Here is a 17,959-nt window from a genome sequence, read left to right as displayed (position 1 = left end):
ACAAATGTGGGAGCGGGCTTGCCCCGCGAAGCGCCGCGCGGGCGGCGCTCGGTCTCACAGGCGCCACCATTCTCCCGGCGAGCACCCATCACCCCACCAGATTCGGCTGCACGATCCCGTACCGCTTCATCTTCCGATACAGCGTAGAACGCGAGATCCCAGCCGCCTGCGCTGCCGCACTCATGTTCCAACGCTCGCACTTCAACACCTCAAGAAGGTGCCTTCGCTCGGTATCCCCGACCTGCTGCTCAAGCACCGGCGGGTTGGCAGGCCGGGCCTGGGCCAGCAATTCCTCCGGCAAGTCAGCCAGCTCGATTACGCCGTTTTCCGCCAATGCCACCGCATACCGCAACGCGTTCAGCAACTGCCGCACATTGCCAGGCCAGGCATGCCCCAACAGGCAGGCGCGCGCTTCGCTGCCCAGGCGCAGGCCCTCTGCTCCGGCCAATCCCGCCAGGAGCCGCTCGATCAATTCAGCCCGATCACTGCGCTCTCGCAGCGCCGGCAGCACCATGCGCATCCCGCAAAGCCGGTAGTAGAGGTCTTCACGAAAACGCTTGTCGGCAATCATCGCCTGCAGGTCCTGGTGGGTGGCGGAAATCACCTGGATGTCCAGCGCCACAGGCGTGTCCGCCCCCAGCGGCAACAATTCACGCTCGGCCAGCACACGCAACAGGCGGGTCTGCAGGTGCGCCGGCATGTCGCCGATTTCGTCGAGGAACAGGGTGCCACCATTGGCCAGCTCCAGCTTGCCTTTCATACCCTTGCGGTTGGCCCCGGTGAAACTCCCGGCGCGATAGCCGAACAGCTCGCTCTCGATCAGTGATTCGGGGATCGCCGCGCAGTTCAGCGCCACGAACGGCCCGGCCTGGCGCCGGCTGGCCTGGTGCAGGGCACGGGCGAAGGCCTCCTTGCCGGTGCCGGTCTCGCCTTGCAGGAGGACAGCGATGTCCTGGTTCAACACCTTGCGCAAGCGGCGTACACCTTGCTGCAACTGCGGGTCGTTGCCGGCAAGCTGCTCGAGGTCCGGATGGCTGTTGACCGGCGTGGAGGCAGGGCGTGTCGGCGCCTGGCGGTAGCCGGCCGGCGCGCGCAGGCCGACATCCAGCAGTTGCTGGTCCTGGCTGCGCAGGTGCGCGCCGCGCGCGCCTCCACGGGTCAGGTCGAGCAGGGTATCGATGCTGGCGGGCAGCAACTGGTCGATACGCCGCCCGATCAAGGCCTGCGGATAGGCGGCGAAGGCCGCCTGGTTGGCACCGATCACCCGGCCGCTCGGGTCCAGGGCCAGCAGTTGCTCGTTGGCAAGATCGGCAAGGTCGTCACGGGGCGTCAGCGCCAGGGTCAGGCAATCGCGGTAACGCTGGCGGAAATGGGTGTTCTCGATCAGGCGAGCGTACAGCGTCACCAGTTGCAGGGTCAGTTGCTGGGCCTGCTTGGGGCCTTCGTTTTGCAGGCAGGTGGCGTTCAGGCAACCGAGCAGTTGGCCTTGGGCGTCGAACAGCGGCGCTACCGAGCAACTGAGCCGGGCGTTGGCCGAGAGGAAGTGCTCCTGGCGGTGGATGGTCAAGGCCTGGCGCGAGGCCAGGGCAGTACCGATGCCGTTGGTGCCCGCGATGGACTCGTCCCAGCGCGCGCCGATGCGCAAGCCGGAGCGGGTATAGCGCTGGGTGTCGGCCGGCAGGCGGGCGTCCAGGGTGATGCCGTCGGCGTCGCTGAGCAGCACCGCGAAGCCGGCCTCGACCACGCGCCGGGCCAGGCCACTGACGCCCTGGCTGGCAATGGCCAGGTAGGCCTCGTGCTGGGCCTGGTGCAGGCGCAGCTCGGCGGCGCTGAGAATATTGTCGACGTGGCGCAGCTCAGGGTCCAGCCGGTGCTGGTTGATGCTGCGGTACCACGATTCGGCGATCACCGCCTCGGGCTGCAGCCCGCGGTCGGCGAAATGGCAGTCGATGAATGCCGCCAGCTCGCTGGGGCGGGGTGTTCCTGGATACGCGGGCATGAGCGGTCCATGGCTTGTTATTGTTCGCAGTGTGCCAACCATAGCTGGTTTTTGCCCGGCCGGCCCACGGGGCGATCATATCAGCGCCAGGGCATCGGTCAGGCTCAGGGGGCGTTTCATCCGCTGCGACAGCTGTGCCATGGCGTCCGAGTAGCCTTTGGCGATCACGGCCTCGACCTGCTGGCCCACGCACTGCAAGGCCATGAAGTCACCCTGCTCGGGCTCGCCGACGAACTCGATATGGTCCCAGTCCCGGGCGTGCCCCAGTACCTCGTAGGTGCGGCCATGCTGGAAGGTCCAGAAAAACGGCACATCGTCATACTGGCGCTGTTCGCCGAGCATGTTGGCGGCGGCGATCACCGCGTGTTGCTGGGCCAGGCGCCAGTGCTCGATACGGACCGGGCGGCCGGCCAGGGGAAAGGTCGCGATGTCGCCGGCAGCCCATAGGCCATCGGCGGCGCGCAGCTGGGCATCGACGTTCACCGAGTGGTCCTTGGCCAGGTCGAGGCCCTGCACGAAGGCGGTCGCCGGGGTGACACCGGTGCCGAGCAACACCAGTGCCGTCGCCAGCCGTTCGCCATTGGCCAGCAGCACCGCTTCGACCTGGCCCTGGCCCTCGAAGCGCTGTACCTCGGTGGGGCCGTGGAAGATCACCCCCTTGCGCTCGTGCAGCTGGCGGATACTGCGGCCGATTCGTTCGCCGAGCTGCTTGGCCAGGGGCACCTCGTGCCGAGTCACCACGTGTACCTGCAAGCCGTACTTGCGCAGCGCCGCAGCCGCCTCCAGGCCAATGAAGCCGTCGCCGACGATCACCACCGGCTGCCCGGGCTCGGCGGTATCGAGCAGGCGCGCAGCGTCCTCGCGCGAACGCAGGGTCAGCACGCCGGCCAGGTCGGCGCCGGGAATGTCAGGGCGGCGCGGCTTGCCGCCGGTGGCCAGCAACGCGGCGTCGTAATCGAGGCGCTGGCCGCCTTCGAGGGTGATGCTGCGCCTCTTCGCATCCAGCCCCCGCACCTTGGCCTGGCGCCGCTCCAGGTGGCCCTGGCGCAGGTCGTCGGCTTCGAGCAGCGCGGGGACTTCGTCCGGCGGCATCTCCCCGGCGATGACGAATTTGCTCAGCGAGGTACGGTCGTAGGCGGGCTGGCGCTCCTGGTCGAGCCACAACAAGTGGCCGCTGAAACCATGAGCCAGCAGCGTGGCCACCGCCGCCGACCCGGCCGCGCCAGCACCGATCACCACGAAGCGACGGGCGTCGCTGTGGCGCGGTGGCATGGGCTTGGGCAGCGGTTGCTCGTCGACCCAGACCTGGCCGTTTTCCACCCAGGTGCGATAGCGCCTCAGGTCGGTGAGGGCCGGGGGTTCACAGACGGCGCCCTCGTCGATGGCGAATGCCGCCTTGTGCCACGGGCAGACCAACAGGCCGCCACAGATGACGCCTTCTTCCAGGGGCGCGCCGGCGTGCGGGCAGTTGGCCTGGTAGGCGTGCACCTGGTCGCCCTGGCGGATGAGGATGACTTCTTCGTTGCCGGCCTGCACGCGCAGAGGGTGGTTGCTGTCGAGCTGGTCGAGGGTAGCCACGGCATGGCGGGTCATGGGCTTCTCCAAAGGGGGCCTTTGGAACCATTTGACGCCTGGGCTGGGTGGGAGATGCGTTGATCTGACGATCGGAGGGGGCCTCTTCGCGGCTAAAGCCGCTCCTACAGGGTCTGTAGGAGCGGCTTTAGCCGCGAATGGGGTCAATTGGCCCTGGCGGCGTTCATCGCTCCAGCGCGCGACACGCGCAAGGCGACCAGGCTACCGACCACGATCAGGCCAGCGAGCGAGTACAGCGCGGCATCGGTGGAGCCGGTCTGGTCCTTGATGAAACCGACCAGGTATGGGCTGAGGAAACCGGCCATCTGCCCGACCGAGTTGATGATCGCCAGGCCCGCCACGGCGGCGCCGGCGCTCAGCAGGGCGGTCGGCATCGGCCAGAACATCGGCAGGCCGGTGAGCGCGCCCATGGTGGCGATCGACAGGCCGAGGATGGCCACTGGCGGGTTGCTGGCGAAGTTGACCGCGATCAGCAGGCCGACGGCGCCCATCAGCATCGGGACCACCAAGTGCCAGCGGCGCTCGTTGCGCAGGTCGGCCGAGCGGCCGCAGAGGATCATGAACACACCAGCCAGCAGGTAGGGGATGGCGCTCAGCCAGCCGATCAGCAGCGGGTTGTCGAAGCCCATATTCTTGATGATCGACGGCAGCCAGAAGTTGATCGCATACACGCCGCTCTGGATGCAGAAGTAGACGAAACCGAAGGTCCAGATCAGCGGGTTGGTCAACACGGCGAGGATACCGTCGCCCATGGTGGTGGGCTTGCTGGCGGCGTCGGCCTTGAGGTCTGCTTCGATCAGCTGGCGTTCGGCCGGGCTCAGCCAGGCAGCCTTCTGGTAGCCGTCGCTGAGCAGGCCGATGGCCAGGAAGCCCAGGGCCACGGTCGGCAGACCCTGGATCAGGAACATCCACTGCCAGCCGGCCAGGCCGTGCTGGCCGGTGGCGAAGTGTTCGAGGATCCAGCCGGAGAACGGCCCGCCGAGCAGGCCCGAAACCGGGATCGCCGACATGAACAGGGCCATGATGCGGCCGCGGCGGTCAGCTGGGAACCAGCGCGAGAGGTACAGCACCACGCCTGGGAAGAAGCCGGCTTCGGCGGCACCGGTGAGCAGGCGCAGGGTGTAGAACTCGGTGGGGGTGGTGACGAACAGCAGGCACGTCGAAAGCGCACCCCAGGCGATCATCATCGCTGCGATCCAGCGGCGCGGGCCGAAGCGGTTGAGCGCCAGGTTGCTGGGCAGGCCGCAGAGCACGTAGCCGATGAAGAAGATGCCGGCGCCGAGGCCGTATACGGTTTCGCTGAACTTCAGTGCATCGAGCATCTGCAGCTTGGCGAAGCCGACGTTGACGCGGTCCAGGTAGTTGAACAGGTAGCAGATGAAAATGAACGGTATCAACCGCAGGGTGATGCGCCGGTACAGCGCGTTGCGGGTGGTGTCGTTGCCTTGGTCAGCGGCAGGGCTGTGTGCCATGATCGAAATCTCTGTTGTTATGGTTGTCGCCGCGTCGCCTGTGCCGGCGCTCGCCCTGACGAGTCTCGGGGAGTGCGACGCGCCTGTCTTTGTGCTTTTGCACAGCCTCGGCGTTACGATGCTGTGCCACTTCACAAAACCCAACCCTTCAAGGAACCGCTGAATGTTCGAACTGGACCATGACCTGGCGCAGGATATCGTTGATCGGGCCATGGCCATCTTGCCGTGCAACGTCAACGTCATGGACAGTCAGGGCTTGATTCTAGGCAGTGGCGAGCCCGAGCGCATCAATACCCGCCATGAGGGCGCGCAGCTGGTGTTGGCCAATGGCCGTATCGTCGAACTGGATGCCGACGCCGCCAAGTGCCTCAAAGGCGTGCAGCCCGGGGTCAACCTGCCGTTGATGCTCGATGGCCGGTTGATCGGCGTGCTCGGCCTCACCGGCGACCCTGGGCAGATGCGCACCTATGGCGAGCTGGTGCGCATGACCGCCGAAATGTTGCTGGCCCAGCGTCACCTGCAGGTCGAGCAGCAGTGGCGACGCCAGCGCTGCGACGACCTGCTGGCCTTGCTGCTCGGCGGCAGCGGCGATTCGCCGAGGCTGCTCGACGAAGCCCAGCAACTGGGCCTGAAGCCGCAATTGCCGCGGGTGCCATGCCTGTTCGAACTGCGCGCCGGGCCGCCCGCCGAGGCGCTGTCGGCGTGGCTGCTCAACCGTTACCCGGAAAGCTGGTGCGTCAGCCCGTCGCGCGAATCGCTGTTGTGGTGCCGGCCCGCCAGCGCGGCCCTGGATGAAACCCGCCTGCTCGAACGCCTGCAGCGCCATGGCTGGGAGGTCGAGCGCCTGGCCCTTGGCAGTGTGGCGCAGAGCCTTGAACAGTTGCGCCGCGGCTATCGGCGGGTGCGCGACTTGCTGGCCTATGGGCGTGAAGTGCTGCCCGGCGAGCGCCTGCTGAGCCTGGCCCGCTATCGCCTGCCGGCGTTGCTCTGGCGCCATCGCAACGACGATGCCCTGGATGAACTGCTCGAACCGTTGTTGCGCATTCGCGCCAAGGACGCCAGCGGCCAGTTGCTGCCGACCCTGCGCGCCTGGTGCGCCCACGATGGCCAGAGCCAGGCCTGCGCCGATGCCTTGGGCATTCACCGCAACAGCCTGCGCTATCGGCTGGAGCGGGTGGCCGAGCTGGGCGAGGTCGATCCTCTGCGGCTGGAGGGCATGCTCAGCCTGTACCTGGGTCTGCAACTGTTGCCAGCCGATTGATCTGGCTACCTGGCCGCTGGATGCATTTGCCCAAACAAGCGGCGCGGGCTTTTGTGCATCCGACAGAAGCTAGCCCGCAGCACAACTGTCAGCATGCAGTCATCTGGACAGGAGAATCCCCATGAAAATCGTCATCGCCCCCGACTCGTTCAAGGACAGCCTGGACGCCGCTGGCGTCGCCCGGGCCATCGCCGGTGGCCTGGCCGAAGCCTGGCCGGGTGCCGTACTGGTCGAGTGCCCGATGGCGGACGGCGGCGAGGGCACCCTGGAGGCGATCGTCGCCGCCAGCCATGGCGAACTGCGCCGCCAGGTGGTGCGAGGCCCGTTGGGGCAAAACGTGGAAGCGGGCTGGGGCTGGCTTGCCGATAGCCGCACGGCAGTGATCGAAATGGCCCAGGCCAGTGGTATCCAGCTGGTGCCCCAGGGGCAACGCGACGCCTGCCGCAGCAGCACCTGGGGCACTGGCGAACTGATTGCCGCCGCCCTGGCCGCCGGTGCCCAGCGCATTGTCCTGGCTATCGGCGGCAGCGCCACCAACGATGGCGGCAGCGGCATGCTGCGGGCCCTGGGCCTGCGCCTGTTCGATGCCGCGGGGCAGCCCCTGGCCGAAGGTGGCTTGGCCCTGGCCGGCCTGGCCCGCATCGACGCCAGCGACCTGGACCCGCGCTTGGCCGAGGTGTGTGTCGAGGTGGCTGCGGATGTCGACAACCCGTTGTGCGGCGCCAATGGCGCCTCGGCGATCTTCGGTCCACAGAAAGGCGCCAGCCCCGAGCAGGTGCAGTGGCTGGACCAGGCGCTGGGCCACTTCGCCGACCATTGCGCACAACTGCTCGGTGAAGACCTGCGCGATGCCCCAGGTTGCGGCGCCGCAGGCGGCATGGGTTTTGCGGCCAAGGCGTTCATGGGCGCGCGTTTTCGCCCGGGCGTCGAGGTGGTTGCGGAACTGGCCGACCTCGATGCCTTGGTGCAGGGCGCCGACCTGGTGATTACCGGGGAAGGGCGCTTCGACGCCCAGACCCTGCGCGGCAAGACCCCCATGGGCGTGGCCAAGGTCGCCAAGCGCCACGGCGTACCGGTGGTGGTGCTGGCCGGTACCCTGGGTGAGGGGTACCAGCAGCTCTATGGCCATGGCATCGATGCCGCCTTCGCCCTGGCCAGCGGGCCGATGAGCCTGGAGCAGGCCTGCGCCGACGCTGCCGCGTTGCTGCACGCCCGTGCCGGCGACATCGCCAGGCTCTGGCAGGTCGCCCGCAAGGCCTGAGTCGCACTCAGCGGCCCTTCGAGGCTTCCATCAACTGTTCCAGTGGCGCGTATTCGGCCTGGCCGACCGGCACCAGGCCGCTGGCATCCTGCGAGGCGACGAAGCCTGCAAGCGCTTGTGGGTCATCCAGCATGGCCTTGCGCAAACGGGCTTTCAGTGCCGGGCACAGTGCAGCGCTGAAGACATAGGGGTCGTAGTAGATCGGCTTGGAGCGCCATAGCGCCTTGAGCCGCTCGGCCGGCAACTGGTGGTCGGCGAGGTAGGCGTCGGCCCGTTCGCTGGCGACGAACGCGGCATCCACGCCGCCGCTCAGCAGGGCATCCAGCGCCTTGTCGTGGGTGCCGGCATACACCAGGGCACCGAAGTAGCGTGGCAGGGGGCTGCCGACCTGCGCGGCGAACTCCACCTGCGGCACCAGGCTGCCCGAGGTGCTGGCCGGGTCGCTCAGCGCTACCCGCTTGCCCCGCAAGGCATGGTAGTCGTCCGGGCCCTCGGCGCGGGTCAGCAGCAGGGCCTGGTAGTGGTTGCCCGCCGGGGTGAAGGGGCCGGCACTCAAGGTGAAGGTGGCGAACGGCTCGATGCGCGGGTCACGCTTGTGCGCCAACATATATGAGGCCGGGCCCAGGCGAGCGATGTCGGCGCCGCCGGAGACGATGGCATCGACCACGCTTTCATAGGATGGGGCGATCACCAGCTCCACCGGCACGCCCGCTGCGTGACTGAGGCGCTCGAGCAATGGCTGGTGCTCGGCGCTCATCTGCTCGCTGCCCTTGATCGGGATCACCGCCAGGCGCAGGCTGCGCGGCGTGCAGTCGGCCTGGGCGGCGCAGGTGTGCAGGGCCGCCAGCAACAGCGTCAAACCGGTCAGTACACGCATGAACGTTCCTCGGTACCGTTGAAGGGCGGGTATTCCAGCAGTTGTACCGGCGACAATGGCCGGCTGAAGTGATAGCCCTGGGCGATGTCGCAACCGGCCAGCTTCAGGCACACCACCTGTTCACGGGTTTCCACGCCTTCGGCGACCACTTCCAGGCCCAGGCGCTTGGCCAGGATGATGGTCGAAGACACGATGGGGCTGTCGTCGTAGCTGTTGGACAGCGGCGCGATCAGCGAGCGGTCGATCTTCAGCTTGCTCAGCGGCAGTGCCTGCAGGTGCGCGAAACCGGCGTAACCGCGACCGAAATCATCCAGGCTGATGCCGATGCCCGCCGTGCGCAGACGGTGCAGGTGTTCCACTGCGGTTCCCTCGGGGTCGAGAACGGTGGTTTCGGTGATTTCCAGTTCCAGCTGGCGTGGGTCGATGCCGTGTTGGCGCAACTGCGCCAGCAGGCGCTCGGCGAAGTCGGCCTGGCGCAACTGCAGCGCCGAGACGTTCACCGCCAGGCGCGAGGAGCGCCCGTCGCGGCGCCAGCGCGCCAGTTCTTCGCACGCCAGGCGCAGCACCTCCCAACCCAGGTCGATGATGAAGCCGCTGCGCTCGGCCATGGCGATGAAACGGTCGGGGTAGAGCAGCCCGAACTCCGGGTGGTCCCAGCGCACCAGCGCTTCGTAGCCCAGCACCTGGTGGGTGTCGAGGCGGATCTGCGGCTGGTAGTGGAGCACGAACTGGCGCTCGGCCAAGGCGCTGACGAAGGCCTGCTCGAGGGTGAAGGCCTGGATGTCCGAGAGGTTCAGCGAAGGGTCGAAGAAGCGGTACTGGGCACGCCCGGCCTGCTTGGCCGAGTACATCGCGGCGTCGGCGCAGCGGATCAGGCTGTCGATGTCCTGGCCATCGCGGGGGCAGATGCTCACGCCGACGCTGGGGCTGGTGTTGACCTCCTGGCCGTCCAGGGCATAGGTGGCCGAGAGCTTCTGCACCAGGGTTCGCACCCAGGTGTTGATGCGCTCCTCGCTGCGCTCGCCGGCCAGCAGCACCACGAACTCGTCGCCGCCGAAGCGCGAGGCTTCGTCGCCCGGCTCCAGCAGGCGCTGGATGCGCCCGGCCACCGCCTGCAGCAGCAGGTCGCCGATCTTGTGCCCGAGCGAATCGTTGATCGACTTGAAGCGGTCCATGTCGATGAACAGGATGGCCAGCAGTTGCCGTCGGCCGCGTTGGCGGGTCAGCGCCTGGCTGGCGATCTCGACGAACTGGCGGCGGTTGTGCAGGCCGCTCAAGTGGTCGGTGGCTGCGGCATGGCTGCTGCGCCGGTGTTCGTCCTCGAGCCGGTCGATCAGTTGCTGGTTGACCTGCTGGGCCTGCTCCAGGGCGCTGAAGGCCTCCTGGCGCTTGCGTAGCAGGCGCAAGGTCCAGACCAGGCTGGCGAGGATCATCAGGGTCATGCTCAGGTTGAGCCAGAACTGGCGGCCGAAGGCCAGGGTCGTGGGGGCGAGGATCTCGTCGTGACGCTGGCTGACCACCACACTGAAGCCGCGCTCGGCCACGCGGCGGTACAGGCTCTGGTAGGGCTCGCCAACGGCATATTGGGTGAGCAGGCCGGATGCCTGGTCGCCCTGCGGCAGTTCCGGCAGCAAGGCGTCGCCGGCCACCACCACGCCATTGGTGTCGATGCGCAGGCGTTCCTGGCCATCGTCCTGCAGCAGCCGGACCAAGCCGCTATGGCCCAGTTCGATATGCTGGAACAGCACCGCCAGGTAGCCGATATCCAGTTGTACAACCAGGATGCTGCCGATCTCGCGGCCCGGCAGGTCGGCCAGCGGCAGCAGGAAGGGCAGGCGCCAGTTGGGCATCGCGGCCGGGTTGTCGTTTTGCACGACCTTGGGCAGGAAGGGTTTGAAACCGTAATGGGCCACATGCCGCTTGAGTTGCAGCAACCAGTCCTCGGGCAGGGCTTGGGCTTCGTCCGGGTGGCTGGCCGAGAGCAGCCGGCCTTGCCGGTCGTACAGGCTCATGCGCTTGAACACCGGGTCTTCGGCAAGGATCCGGGCCAGGTTGAAACCACCCAGGCGCTGGGTCTTCATGTCGTCCTGGGTGACGCGGCCCACGGCCTGGGCGCGGTCGAGCAACTGGCGCAGGCTTTCGGCGACGATGCTGGCAAGGTTCAGGTGCTCGGCCGCCTTGGCCGACAGCGCATCCTGGCGCGAGGCAGCCTTTTGCGAGAAATGCAGCCCCCAGAGAAACGCCAGGGTGGCGGCGCAGAGCATCATGATCAACAGCCGCAGCAGGCCTGTGGAAGAAAGAGAACGACGGATCACTGCTGGTATTCCCTACCCTGGGTGATCCTCGAAAAATACGACAGATAGATGACAGGCTCGTGACTGATGGCTAATTGCCTTTAAGGTTTTTCCGCAGCAGCTATCGGGGTCTGGATACGCGCGGTTTCTTCTTCCAGGTAGTTGAGCACGGCCGTGACCTCGGCATCGCCCAGGCGCATGTTGGGCATCGCCAGGCCTTTGTATTGTGCGAGCAGCAGCATCGCCAGCGGGTCTTTTTCCGCGAGCACCTGGTCGGGCATCTTCAACCAGCGGGTCAGCCACTGGATCTCGCGTTGGCGGGTCACGCCCAATAGGTCGGGGCCGATGCCCGGTTGGCTGCCGGGCTCGACAATGCCCAGGGTGTGACAGGACGAGCAGCGGGTGCGGAAGATCTGTTCGCCACTGCTGGGTGGGCGCACGTCAGGTGCATGGGCGTAGTCGTTGGTCATGGCGCTGGCCTGTTTCCAGTTGTGCAGGCTGTTGCCCAGGCGGTCCGCGAGGATGTAGGGGCTCTCGAAGGGCGATGCCTTCATCCAGCGGCCGGTGGCCTGGTTGCCGATGATCAGGCTCAGGTTGTGGTCCTTGGATCGGCCATTTTCCAGACCTTCTATGTAGAGGCCCAGGCGCCGGCGCAGTTGCTCGATGTGGGCGGGCTCACCGGTGAGCAGGGTCCAGCCGGGGCCGATGCCGAATTTCTCGGCGTAGCGCTTGAGGGTGGCCGGCGTGTCGTTGTACGGGTCGATGCTGATGGAGTAGAGGAAGATATCCTTGCCCACCCGGTCGCCGAGGATCTTCTGTACCTGGCGCAGACGTGCGGTTTCCACCGGGCAGGAGTCGGAGCAACCGGTGAAGATGAAGTTGATCGCCACCACCTTGTCCTTGATCAGGTCATCGAAGAAATGCACCTGCTCGCCGTCCTGGGTGAGCAGTGGCGTGTTGGGGAAGTAGTCAACGCCCCAGGGGGACGCGTCGCCGGTGTTCGCAGCAGGCATGGCCAGGGCTTGGGGGGCCGGTTTCAACGGCCAATAGTGGATACCGGCGGCGAACATCAGCAGAGCGAGCAGAACACGCCATGAAGTGGCCATGATGCGATCCTCTTCGAATAGGGACGGGGCCGCAGCGCGGCCCCTGCCTGCGACGACTCACTTCACGCTGATCGGCGCCGTGACCGTGCCGCCGAGCGCCGAGTTGACGGTGATCGTCGCCGGGCTGGCCGGGCCGTTTCCGGTGGTGGTCAGCGAGACCCGCCAGCGCGCACCGGTGCCCAAGGTGGTCAGCGTCGCCTGGCCCAGGCTCAGCGGGCCGGCCGTGGTCGCGGCGGTGACGCTGATGCTGTTGCCGGCGGCCACCGAGGTGGTGCCGGAAATATCCCAGGTGTAGCGGTTGTTGCTGCGCACCTGCACGGCTGCGCTACTGACCTGGATCTGGTCGGCCACCACCGCAGGCGACACCGCGACGCTGACCGTGGCCGGGGTTGCCGATTCGGCGCCCTTGGCGTCCTTCGCCTGGTAGGTGAAGGTGGCGGTGAACGGCGTCTCGACGGTGTCCGGTGGCAGGTAGGTGACTTTCAGTCCGTCAGTGCTCACCGTGCCCTGGCCGGAATCCGGCTGGGCCAGGCCGACCACGCTCAGCGGCAGGTTGCCCTCGGGGTCGGTGTCGTTGGCCAGCACGTTGATCACGATCGGTTTGCCTGCAGTGGTCGCGGCGCTGTCGTTGTTGGCCACCGGTGGTTTGTTGCTGTTGTCCTCGCCGTGGTTGGCACCTGCGGTGCGGAACGTCGGCAGGCCCACCGAAGCCATGTACTCCACGCCGTCCCAACCCGGCAGCGGGGTCGGCATCACCTGGAACTGGCCAGGGTGTTCCAGGTCCCAGCGCAGCAGCATCGAGGAGTCCTCGTGCTGGGTGTTGTGACAGTGCTCCATGTAGGTCCCGGCGAACTCGCGGAAACGGATGGCCACTTCCACCTCTTCCGAGGAGTCGGTCTCCGGGCCGATGCGGTAGACGTCCTTGCGTGCCCATTTTTCCCATTCCGGCGGGGCCTTGCCATCGCGGCTGAGGACCACGCCTTCCTCGAAGTGCACGTGCACCGGGTGGCTCCAGCCGTTGCCGCCGTTCTTGATCTTCCACACTTCCAAGGTGCCGTCGCCGCTGAAACCGCCGGCGGTGGCCTCGCTGGCCAGCTGTGGCGCCGCAGTGATCCGGCGTGGGTCCATGCTGTAGCCGAAGCCGCCGTCGGTCTTGATCGTCCAGGGTGCGGTGTCGGTGCCATCGGAGCGGCCGAAGAGGAACTCGCGGTGGCGGGCAGCTTTGAGTTTTTCCTTGTCGGCCACGCCGTTGCGGTCGATGGTCAGCGGGATCATCTTCAGGCCTTCGGCCTTGCCGGGCTTGGCCGGTTCGTAGAGGCTGGGGTCCATGGCCACGTCCTGGCCGCTGTAAGGCTGCACCAGCAGTTGCATGAACTTGCCGACCACCGGGTCACCCTTGTCCCACTCCGGCCCTTTGCTGGTCTGCTTGATCACTGCCTTGTACTTCTCTGACAGCACGTCGGCCAGCGAGATGACTTCGCCCGGGCCTTTGCCAGTGTCGTGCTCCTGGAGGTTGACGAAGTAGAGTTTGTCGCCGGCCTGGATGCCATTCTTGGCGAAGTTGATGATGATGTCGTAGCGCTCGGCGATGCCTTGCAACGGCAGGATGCCGTTGTCGTCCTGCAGTTTGCCGTCGCCGTTGAGGTCCAGGGTGCCGTCGAACGGGACCGCGTGTTCCATGATGTTGCCGTCGTTGGCGATCATGTGGAACGGCACCCGCGCATAGGACAGGTTCGACCCCGACGGCCCTTTGAATTCGCCACTGTTGCCGGCGATTTCCCGCACCACGGCGATCTTGAAGTAGCGCGACACCGAGCCGTTGAGAATGCGGAAGCGGTAGCTGCGCGCGCGCACCTTGAGCTTGGGCTGGTATTGCCAGTTGACCAGGATCTGGTCGCCGAGGAAGCCATCGGTATTGAACGGGTTGAACCACAGCTGGCCGTTCTCGTCCCAGGCCTTGTCGGCGACCACCAGGTTGACGTCGTAGTCGCGGTTGCCCCAGGCCATGCCCGAGCCGCTCGGGAAGCGCAGGTTGACGCCATCCTGGAGGGCTTCGTTACCGCGGTCGATGGCGCTGTAGTAGTTCATCATCACGGCATTGCCTTTGTAGACGTTCTGCGCCGTGAAATCCATCATGTGGTCGTGGAACCAGTGGGTACTCATGGTCTCGTGCCAGTCGCCACGGATCTTGATGGTGCCGTTCTCGCAGGTCTTCAGGCCTGGCGAGGCGTCGTTGACGAACAGCGTTTCGCCGGGTGAGCAGGGGAACGCCGCACGTGGGTCCTGGGCACGGGTGTTGATGGTGTCGTAGCCGGCCAGTTGTACCGGCCAGCGGTAGTCGTAGTACTGGCCCGGGAAGAAGTAGGCGTTGGCGAAGCCGTCGCTCTCGGCCGGTGAATGGCCATTGTGCTCATGGGTGGAAATGGTATGCAGGCCGAACCCGCCGTTGGCAGACGGATCGATCGGCAGGGCATTGTAGTGGCGCATCAGCACCGGCTGGCCATAGCGCACCATCAGCAGCTTCGGGGGGAAGGTGCCGTCGAAGGTCCACAACGACTTGTGGTTCTGCAGCGGGAAGTTCGGGTGGAAACGGGTGTCGATGTTTTTGGTGGTGCCGAGCGTGGTCGGAATGTCCGAGGTCTGGTAGTACAACCCGCCTGGGGCGAACTCGCCCACGGCATAGTTGTGCAGCTGCTTGCGGTCACGCAGCCCCTGGTTGATGCGTGCGCCGGCCTGGGCGGTCTTGAACGCGGCCTGGGGGTAGAACTCGTTCCAGCGCTGGTGCGCCCAGCCCTTTCCGGGTGGACGGCCTTCGGCCGGCGAGCCGACCGAGTTGCGGTTGAGGAACAGTTCGATCTGCGCCTTCCATGGGTTGCGGTCGAGCGTGTTGGAGAACTGGGTAGGGAAGGGGAACAGCCCGGGTTGCTTGAGGAAGGCTTCCAGGGCATTGCCGTTGGGGCTGCTGCGCGCCACCACGTTGGGATCCTGCGCGGGGGCCTGGCCAAGGGTCGGCACCGGGAAGGTCAGCTCGGGTGGCGGCAGGTTGGGGTCGAGTTTCTCCAGGCCGAATTCTTCGAACAGCAGCAACTGCTGGGTGAACGGTTGCGCGCCGAACAGCGGGCTTGGCTTGCCGTTGGTGGGATAGTTGCGCGAAGTCTGTTGGATCGGCTGCAGCACGTTGTCGATGCGTACGGTATCGCGGTTGCCGAACGCGCCGTCGGGCAGCTCCAGCGAGCCCTCGTTGGCCTCGGGCAGGTTGAACAGGTTGAGCAACGCCGGGTTCGGGTCAGCCGGCTGGTCGGCGTACGCGGAGGGGTCCGTCGGCGGCGGCTGACTCACGTCATCGAGCGAGGAGGCACTGGCGCAGATCTGCCCGAAACCCAGCAGCAATGCGGTGACGGCTGAAAGTGGGAACGCGTGGCGGTGTGGGTGGAACATGGCAGGTGTTTTCATTGCCTGATGCCTCGCTCGCTAGGTGGCCTTGAGCCATCGATGGCTTTTTGCCTGGTCCTAGGAGGTTGAGCAACGGATGTGCCAACTCTCAACTCTGTAACGCGTTGTTAAACAAATGCTTGCCGGGCCTGATGCGCGCTAAATAAACGCGCGTCAACGTTTGGGGAAAGTCCCCGCTAACGGGGTCTCGCCGGCCCCCAACAGTGGTGATTGCGACCCACGGAAAAGCCCCCGAGCCCCCGTGAATCGGGCGGTCTGGCTAGCCACTGGTGGAACGCTGAAGCAAATAAATCAAACTTCCGGGGCGCCCTGCGGCTCTTCCATAGACATCTTCAAAGGAGGCGCAAACATGTCCACCCCAAAGCAACGCCCTGCATCGGAGCAGGGGCCACATTCCTCGGAGCACGCCGATAAACAGGAGGATCTGGGCTTCGACCCGGACTCGCCGGACCTCGACGACCCGCAGGTCGATCCCCAGGGGCCGGCAAAGCCGCCGAGGGACCACGAGAAGCAAAAGTAAGGAAAAGGGCCGCGCAAGCGGCCCTTGGTCGTTCAGTTGTCCAACTGCTTGGCCGCATCGACGCCGGCCGCCGACAACTTGATCGGATAGCTGACACTGATCTGGTGCTGGTCGTCCACGGTGACGTGGGCGCCCTGGATCAGGCCGTGTTCCTGCAGGGTCTTGAGCATGCCGGCTACGGCTTTTCCGCCGCGATAGTTGTCCAGCACCTCCTTGCCCAGGCCTTCGGGGTGGGCGTGCAACAAGCGGGTGAGGATTTCTGCGCGTAGGGCGTCGTTGCTCATATCGGGCCTCTCGAGGTTGTCAGGTTACTTGCCGTGCTTGGCCTGCAGCTCTTTGGCGTGCTGCAGGTGCTGCTCGAGTTTGGGCAGGGTCTCGCTGGCGAAGGCCTTCAGCTCGGCCTTGTCCGATGAGGCGGCCTCTTTCTTGAACAGTTCCACGGCTTTTTCATGGGCGTCGACCTGGTTGTTGAGATAGGACTTGTCGAACGACTCGTCGCGCCATTCGAGGATCATCTTCTTGACCTTGTCGGTCAGCGCGGCTTCGTCAGGCACCTCGATGTCCAGCTTGCGGGCGATGTCGGCCAGTTTCTGGTTGGCTTGGGTATGGTCGGTGACCATTTGCTGGGCAAAGGTCTTGATTTCGCCGTTCTGGCTTTTCTCCAGGGCCAGCTTGCCGGTGACCACCTCGGCGATACCCGACTCGGTGGCAGCCTCGACGAAGTCGTTGGAGGTAGCCGCCATGGCTTGCAGCGAGGCCAGGCCCATCGCCATCGACAGACCGACGCGCTTGATGAAGAGATTGCTCATGTCCCACTCCTTACCGGTTGGCGCGACTTCAGTGTCGCGTACGGTTGAGCCGGGCCGAGGCGCAAAGGTTTAATTTTTCTGCCGAACTGGCCGACGGTGGCTTGCGGTTGAACGTTGCGCCGGGTAGCGGCTCACACATTCAAAGGCACGCAAGAGGACTCGCCCCATGAGCATCGAACGCAGCATCCCGGAGCTGGAGGCCTGGTACGCGCAATACGACGACGTCAGCTACCGGCGCGAATCGCCGGATGCCTACCATCATGAGCTGTTACGCACTGCCGAAGCCCTGCGCGACGACGGCGCCATCGACTGGGACGACTGGCTGGCGCTCAAGCGTCTGGCCGACGAGTCACATGCCCGGGCCCTGGAAGATGCGGTGCAGGCCCACGTCAACGACCCCGACGCATGAAAGCGCTGAAGATCGCCACGTTCAACATCAATGGCATTCGCAGCCGGCTACCCGCGTTGCTGGCCTGGCTGGAACGGGAACAGCCCGATATCGCCTGCCTGCAGGAGCTCAAGGCGCCGGACGCACAATTTCCGGCGCGTGAGCTGGAAGCGGCGGGCTATGGCTGCCTGCACCTGGGCCAGCCGTCGTGGAATGGAGTGGCCATCCTGGCCCGCGACAGCGAGCCGCTGGCGGTACGGTGGGGTTTGCCTGGGATGGAGGACGATACCCAGAGCCGCTACCTGGAGGCGGCCGTGCATGGCATTCTGGTCGGGTGCCTGTACCTGCCCAATGGAAACCCGCAGCCGGGGCCGAAGTTCGAATACAAGCTACGTTGGTTCGACTGCCTGATCGAGCATGCCAAGGGCCTGCTCGACAGCGAACACCCTGCATTGCTGGCGGGCGATTTCAATGTCGTGCCGACAGATCTGGATATCTACGACCCTCGGTCGTGGCTCAAGGACGCCTTGCTGCAACCGCAATCGCGCGATCGCTACCAGCAACTGCTCGACCAGGGTTGGACCGATGCCATTCGCCACCTGCACCCGGATGCGCGGGTGTACACGTTCTGGGATTACTTTCGTAACCACTGGGCGCGCAACGCTGGTTTGCGCATCGATCACCTGTTGCTCAACCGGCAACTGGCGCCGTACCTCAAGGCGGCCGGGGTCGATGCCTGGGTTCGCAACGAGCCCAAGGCCAGTGACCACGCGCCGGTATGGATCGAACTGGGGACGCGTAAACGGCGCTGAACTATCGTCACAGCCCGCAAGCGCTGCGCCGCCGGGGCGAGTCTAGCCGGCGAGGACGCTGCGCGAACATGACAATGCCTTCATCGAGAAAGCCACGCAATCGGTCACGCCTGC

At 65.8% G+C, this 17,959-nt stretch carries 14 protein-coding genes; 5 read left to right on the top strand and 9 right to left on the bottom strand.

All coding sequences use genetic code 11. From position 1 onward, the window contains the following. Positions 1 to 88: 88 nt before the first annotated feature. The 3 genes from IAE37_RS21065 to IAE37_RS21055 all read right to left on the bottom strand — a co-directional run bounded on the left by IAE37_RS21065 (position 89) and on the right by IAE37_RS21055 (position 5,064). Positions 89 to 1,999, bottom strand: coding sequence for a sigma-54-dependent Fis family transcriptional regulator (locus tag IAE37_RS21065; RefSeq protein WP_201176601.1), 1,911 nt, complete (start codon positions 1,997 to 1,999; stop codon positions 89 to 91). A gap of 75 nt (positions 2,000 to 2,074) precedes the next feature. Continuing rightward, positions 2,075 to 3,592 (bottom strand): FAD-dependent oxidoreductase, encoded by a 1,518-nt coding sequence (locus IAE37_RS21060; RefSeq protein WP_201176598.1) that lies wholly within the window; start codon positions 3,590 to 3,592, stop codon positions 2,075 to 2,077. 143 nt (positions 3,593 to 3,735) lie between these two features. Further along, positions 3,736 to 5,064 carry an MFS transporter gene (locus IAE37_RS21055; protein WP_201176595.1) on the bottom strand — a complete coding sequence of 443 codons (1,329 nt, stop codon included), beginning with the start codon at positions 5,062 to 5,064 and terminating at the stop codon, positions 3,736 to 3,738. Positions 5,065 to 5,227: 163 nt separating this feature from the next. Here IAE37_RS21055 and IAE37_RS21050 point away from each other — a divergent pair, with 163 nt between their 5' ends. Both IAE37_RS21050 and IAE37_RS21045 read left to right on the top strand, forming a co-directional pair. Further along, on the top strand, positions 5,228 to 6,325 hold the full coding sequence (locus IAE37_RS21050; RefSeq protein WP_201176593.1) for a sugar diacid recognition domain-containing protein: 1,098 nt from the start codon (positions 5,228 to 5,230) through the stop codon (positions 6,323 to 6,325). A gap of 121 nt (positions 6,326 to 6,446) precedes the next feature. Beyond that, the gene (locus IAE37_RS21045; protein WP_201176592.1) at positions 6,447 to 7,586 is read left to right on the top strand and encodes a glycerate kinase; all 1,140 of its coding nucleotides are present in this window, start codon (positions 6,447 to 6,449) and stop codon (positions 7,584 to 7,586) included. 7 nt (positions 7,587 to 7,593) lie between these two features. Here the strand turns inward: IAE37_RS21045 and IAE37_RS21040 are convergent, their stop codons facing one another. The 4 genes from IAE37_RS21040 to IAE37_RS21025 form a co-directional block, all read right to left on the bottom strand. Continuing rightward, positions 7,594 to 8,463, bottom strand: a complete 870-nt coding sequence (locus IAE37_RS21040) for a phosphate/phosphite/phosphonate ABC transporter substrate-binding protein (RefSeq protein ID WP_201176591.1) — start codon at positions 8,461 to 8,463, stop codon at positions 7,594 to 7,596. Then, positions 8,451 to 10,778 (bottom strand): bifunctional diguanylate cyclase/phosphodiesterase, encoded by a 2,328-nt coding sequence (locus tag IAE37_RS21035; RefSeq protein ID WP_201176590.1) that lies wholly within the window; start codon positions 10,776 to 10,778, stop codon positions 8,451 to 8,453. Before IAE37_RS21035 ends, IAE37_RS21040 begins: the two co-directional genes overlap by 13 nt. An 80-nt stretch (positions 10,779 to 10,858) precedes the next feature. Further along, complete coding sequence (locus IAE37_RS21030; protein WP_201176589.1) at positions 10,859 to 11,863, bottom strand: SCO family protein; 1,005 nt, start codon at positions 11,861 to 11,863, stop codon at positions 10,859 to 10,861. A gap of 57 nt (positions 11,864 to 11,920) precedes the next feature. Beyond that, positions 11,921 to 15,316 carry an Ig-like domain-containing protein gene (locus tag IAE37_RS21025; protein ID WP_201176588.1) on the bottom strand — a complete coding sequence of 1,132 codons (3,396 nt, stop codon included), beginning with the start codon at positions 15,314 to 15,316 and terminating at the stop codon, positions 11,921 to 11,923. Positions 15,317 to 15,665: 349 nt separating this feature from the next. Here IAE37_RS21025 and IAE37_RS21020 point away from each other — a divergent pair, with 349 nt between their 5' ends. Then, the gene (locus tag IAE37_RS21020) at positions 15,666 to 15,836 is read left to right on the top strand and encodes a DUF6021 family protein (RefSeq protein WP_201176587.1); all 171 of its coding nucleotides are present in this window, start codon (positions 15,666 to 15,668) and stop codon (positions 15,834 to 15,836) included. Between the two features lie 32 nt (positions 15,837 to 15,868). Here IAE37_RS21020 and IAE37_RS21015 read toward each other — a convergent pair whose 3' ends face one another. After that, positions 15,869 to 16,120: a hypothetical protein gene (locus IAE37_RS21015; RefSeq protein ID WP_201176586.1), complete on the bottom strand. Its 252-nt coding sequence runs from the start codon at positions 16,118 to 16,120 to the stop codon at positions 15,869 to 15,871. Positions 16,121 to 16,144: 24 nt separating this feature from the next. Further along, complete coding sequence (locus tag IAE37_RS21010; RefSeq protein ID WP_201176585.1) at positions 16,145 to 16,645, bottom strand: DUF4142 domain-containing protein; 501 nt, start codon at positions 16,643 to 16,645, stop codon at positions 16,145 to 16,147. A gap of 166 nt (positions 16,646 to 16,811) precedes the next feature. Between IAE37_RS21010 and IAE37_RS21005 the strand changes: the two genes are divergently transcribed. Both IAE37_RS21005 and IAE37_RS21000 read left to right on the top strand, forming a co-directional pair. Continuing rightward, complete coding sequence (locus tag IAE37_RS21005) at positions 16,812 to 17,054, top strand: hypothetical protein (RefSeq protein ID WP_201176584.1); 243 nt, start codon at positions 16,812 to 16,814, stop codon at positions 17,052 to 17,054. After that, positions 17,051 to 17,845 (top strand): exodeoxyribonuclease III, encoded by a 795-nt coding sequence (locus IAE37_RS21000; protein ID WP_201176583.1) that lies wholly within the window; start codon positions 17,051 to 17,053, stop codon positions 17,843 to 17,845. Before IAE37_RS21005 ends, IAE37_RS21000 begins: the two co-directional genes overlap by 4 nt. Positions 17,846 to 17,959 lie beyond the last annotated feature (114 nt).

It is taken from the genome of Pseudomonas sp. S31, from assembly GCF_016648105.1.
GTDB lineage: Bacteria > Pseudomonadota > Gammaproteobacteria > Pseudomonadales > Pseudomonadaceae > Aquipseudomonas.
This window is presented reverse-complemented; position numbering and strand designations above follow the sequence as displayed.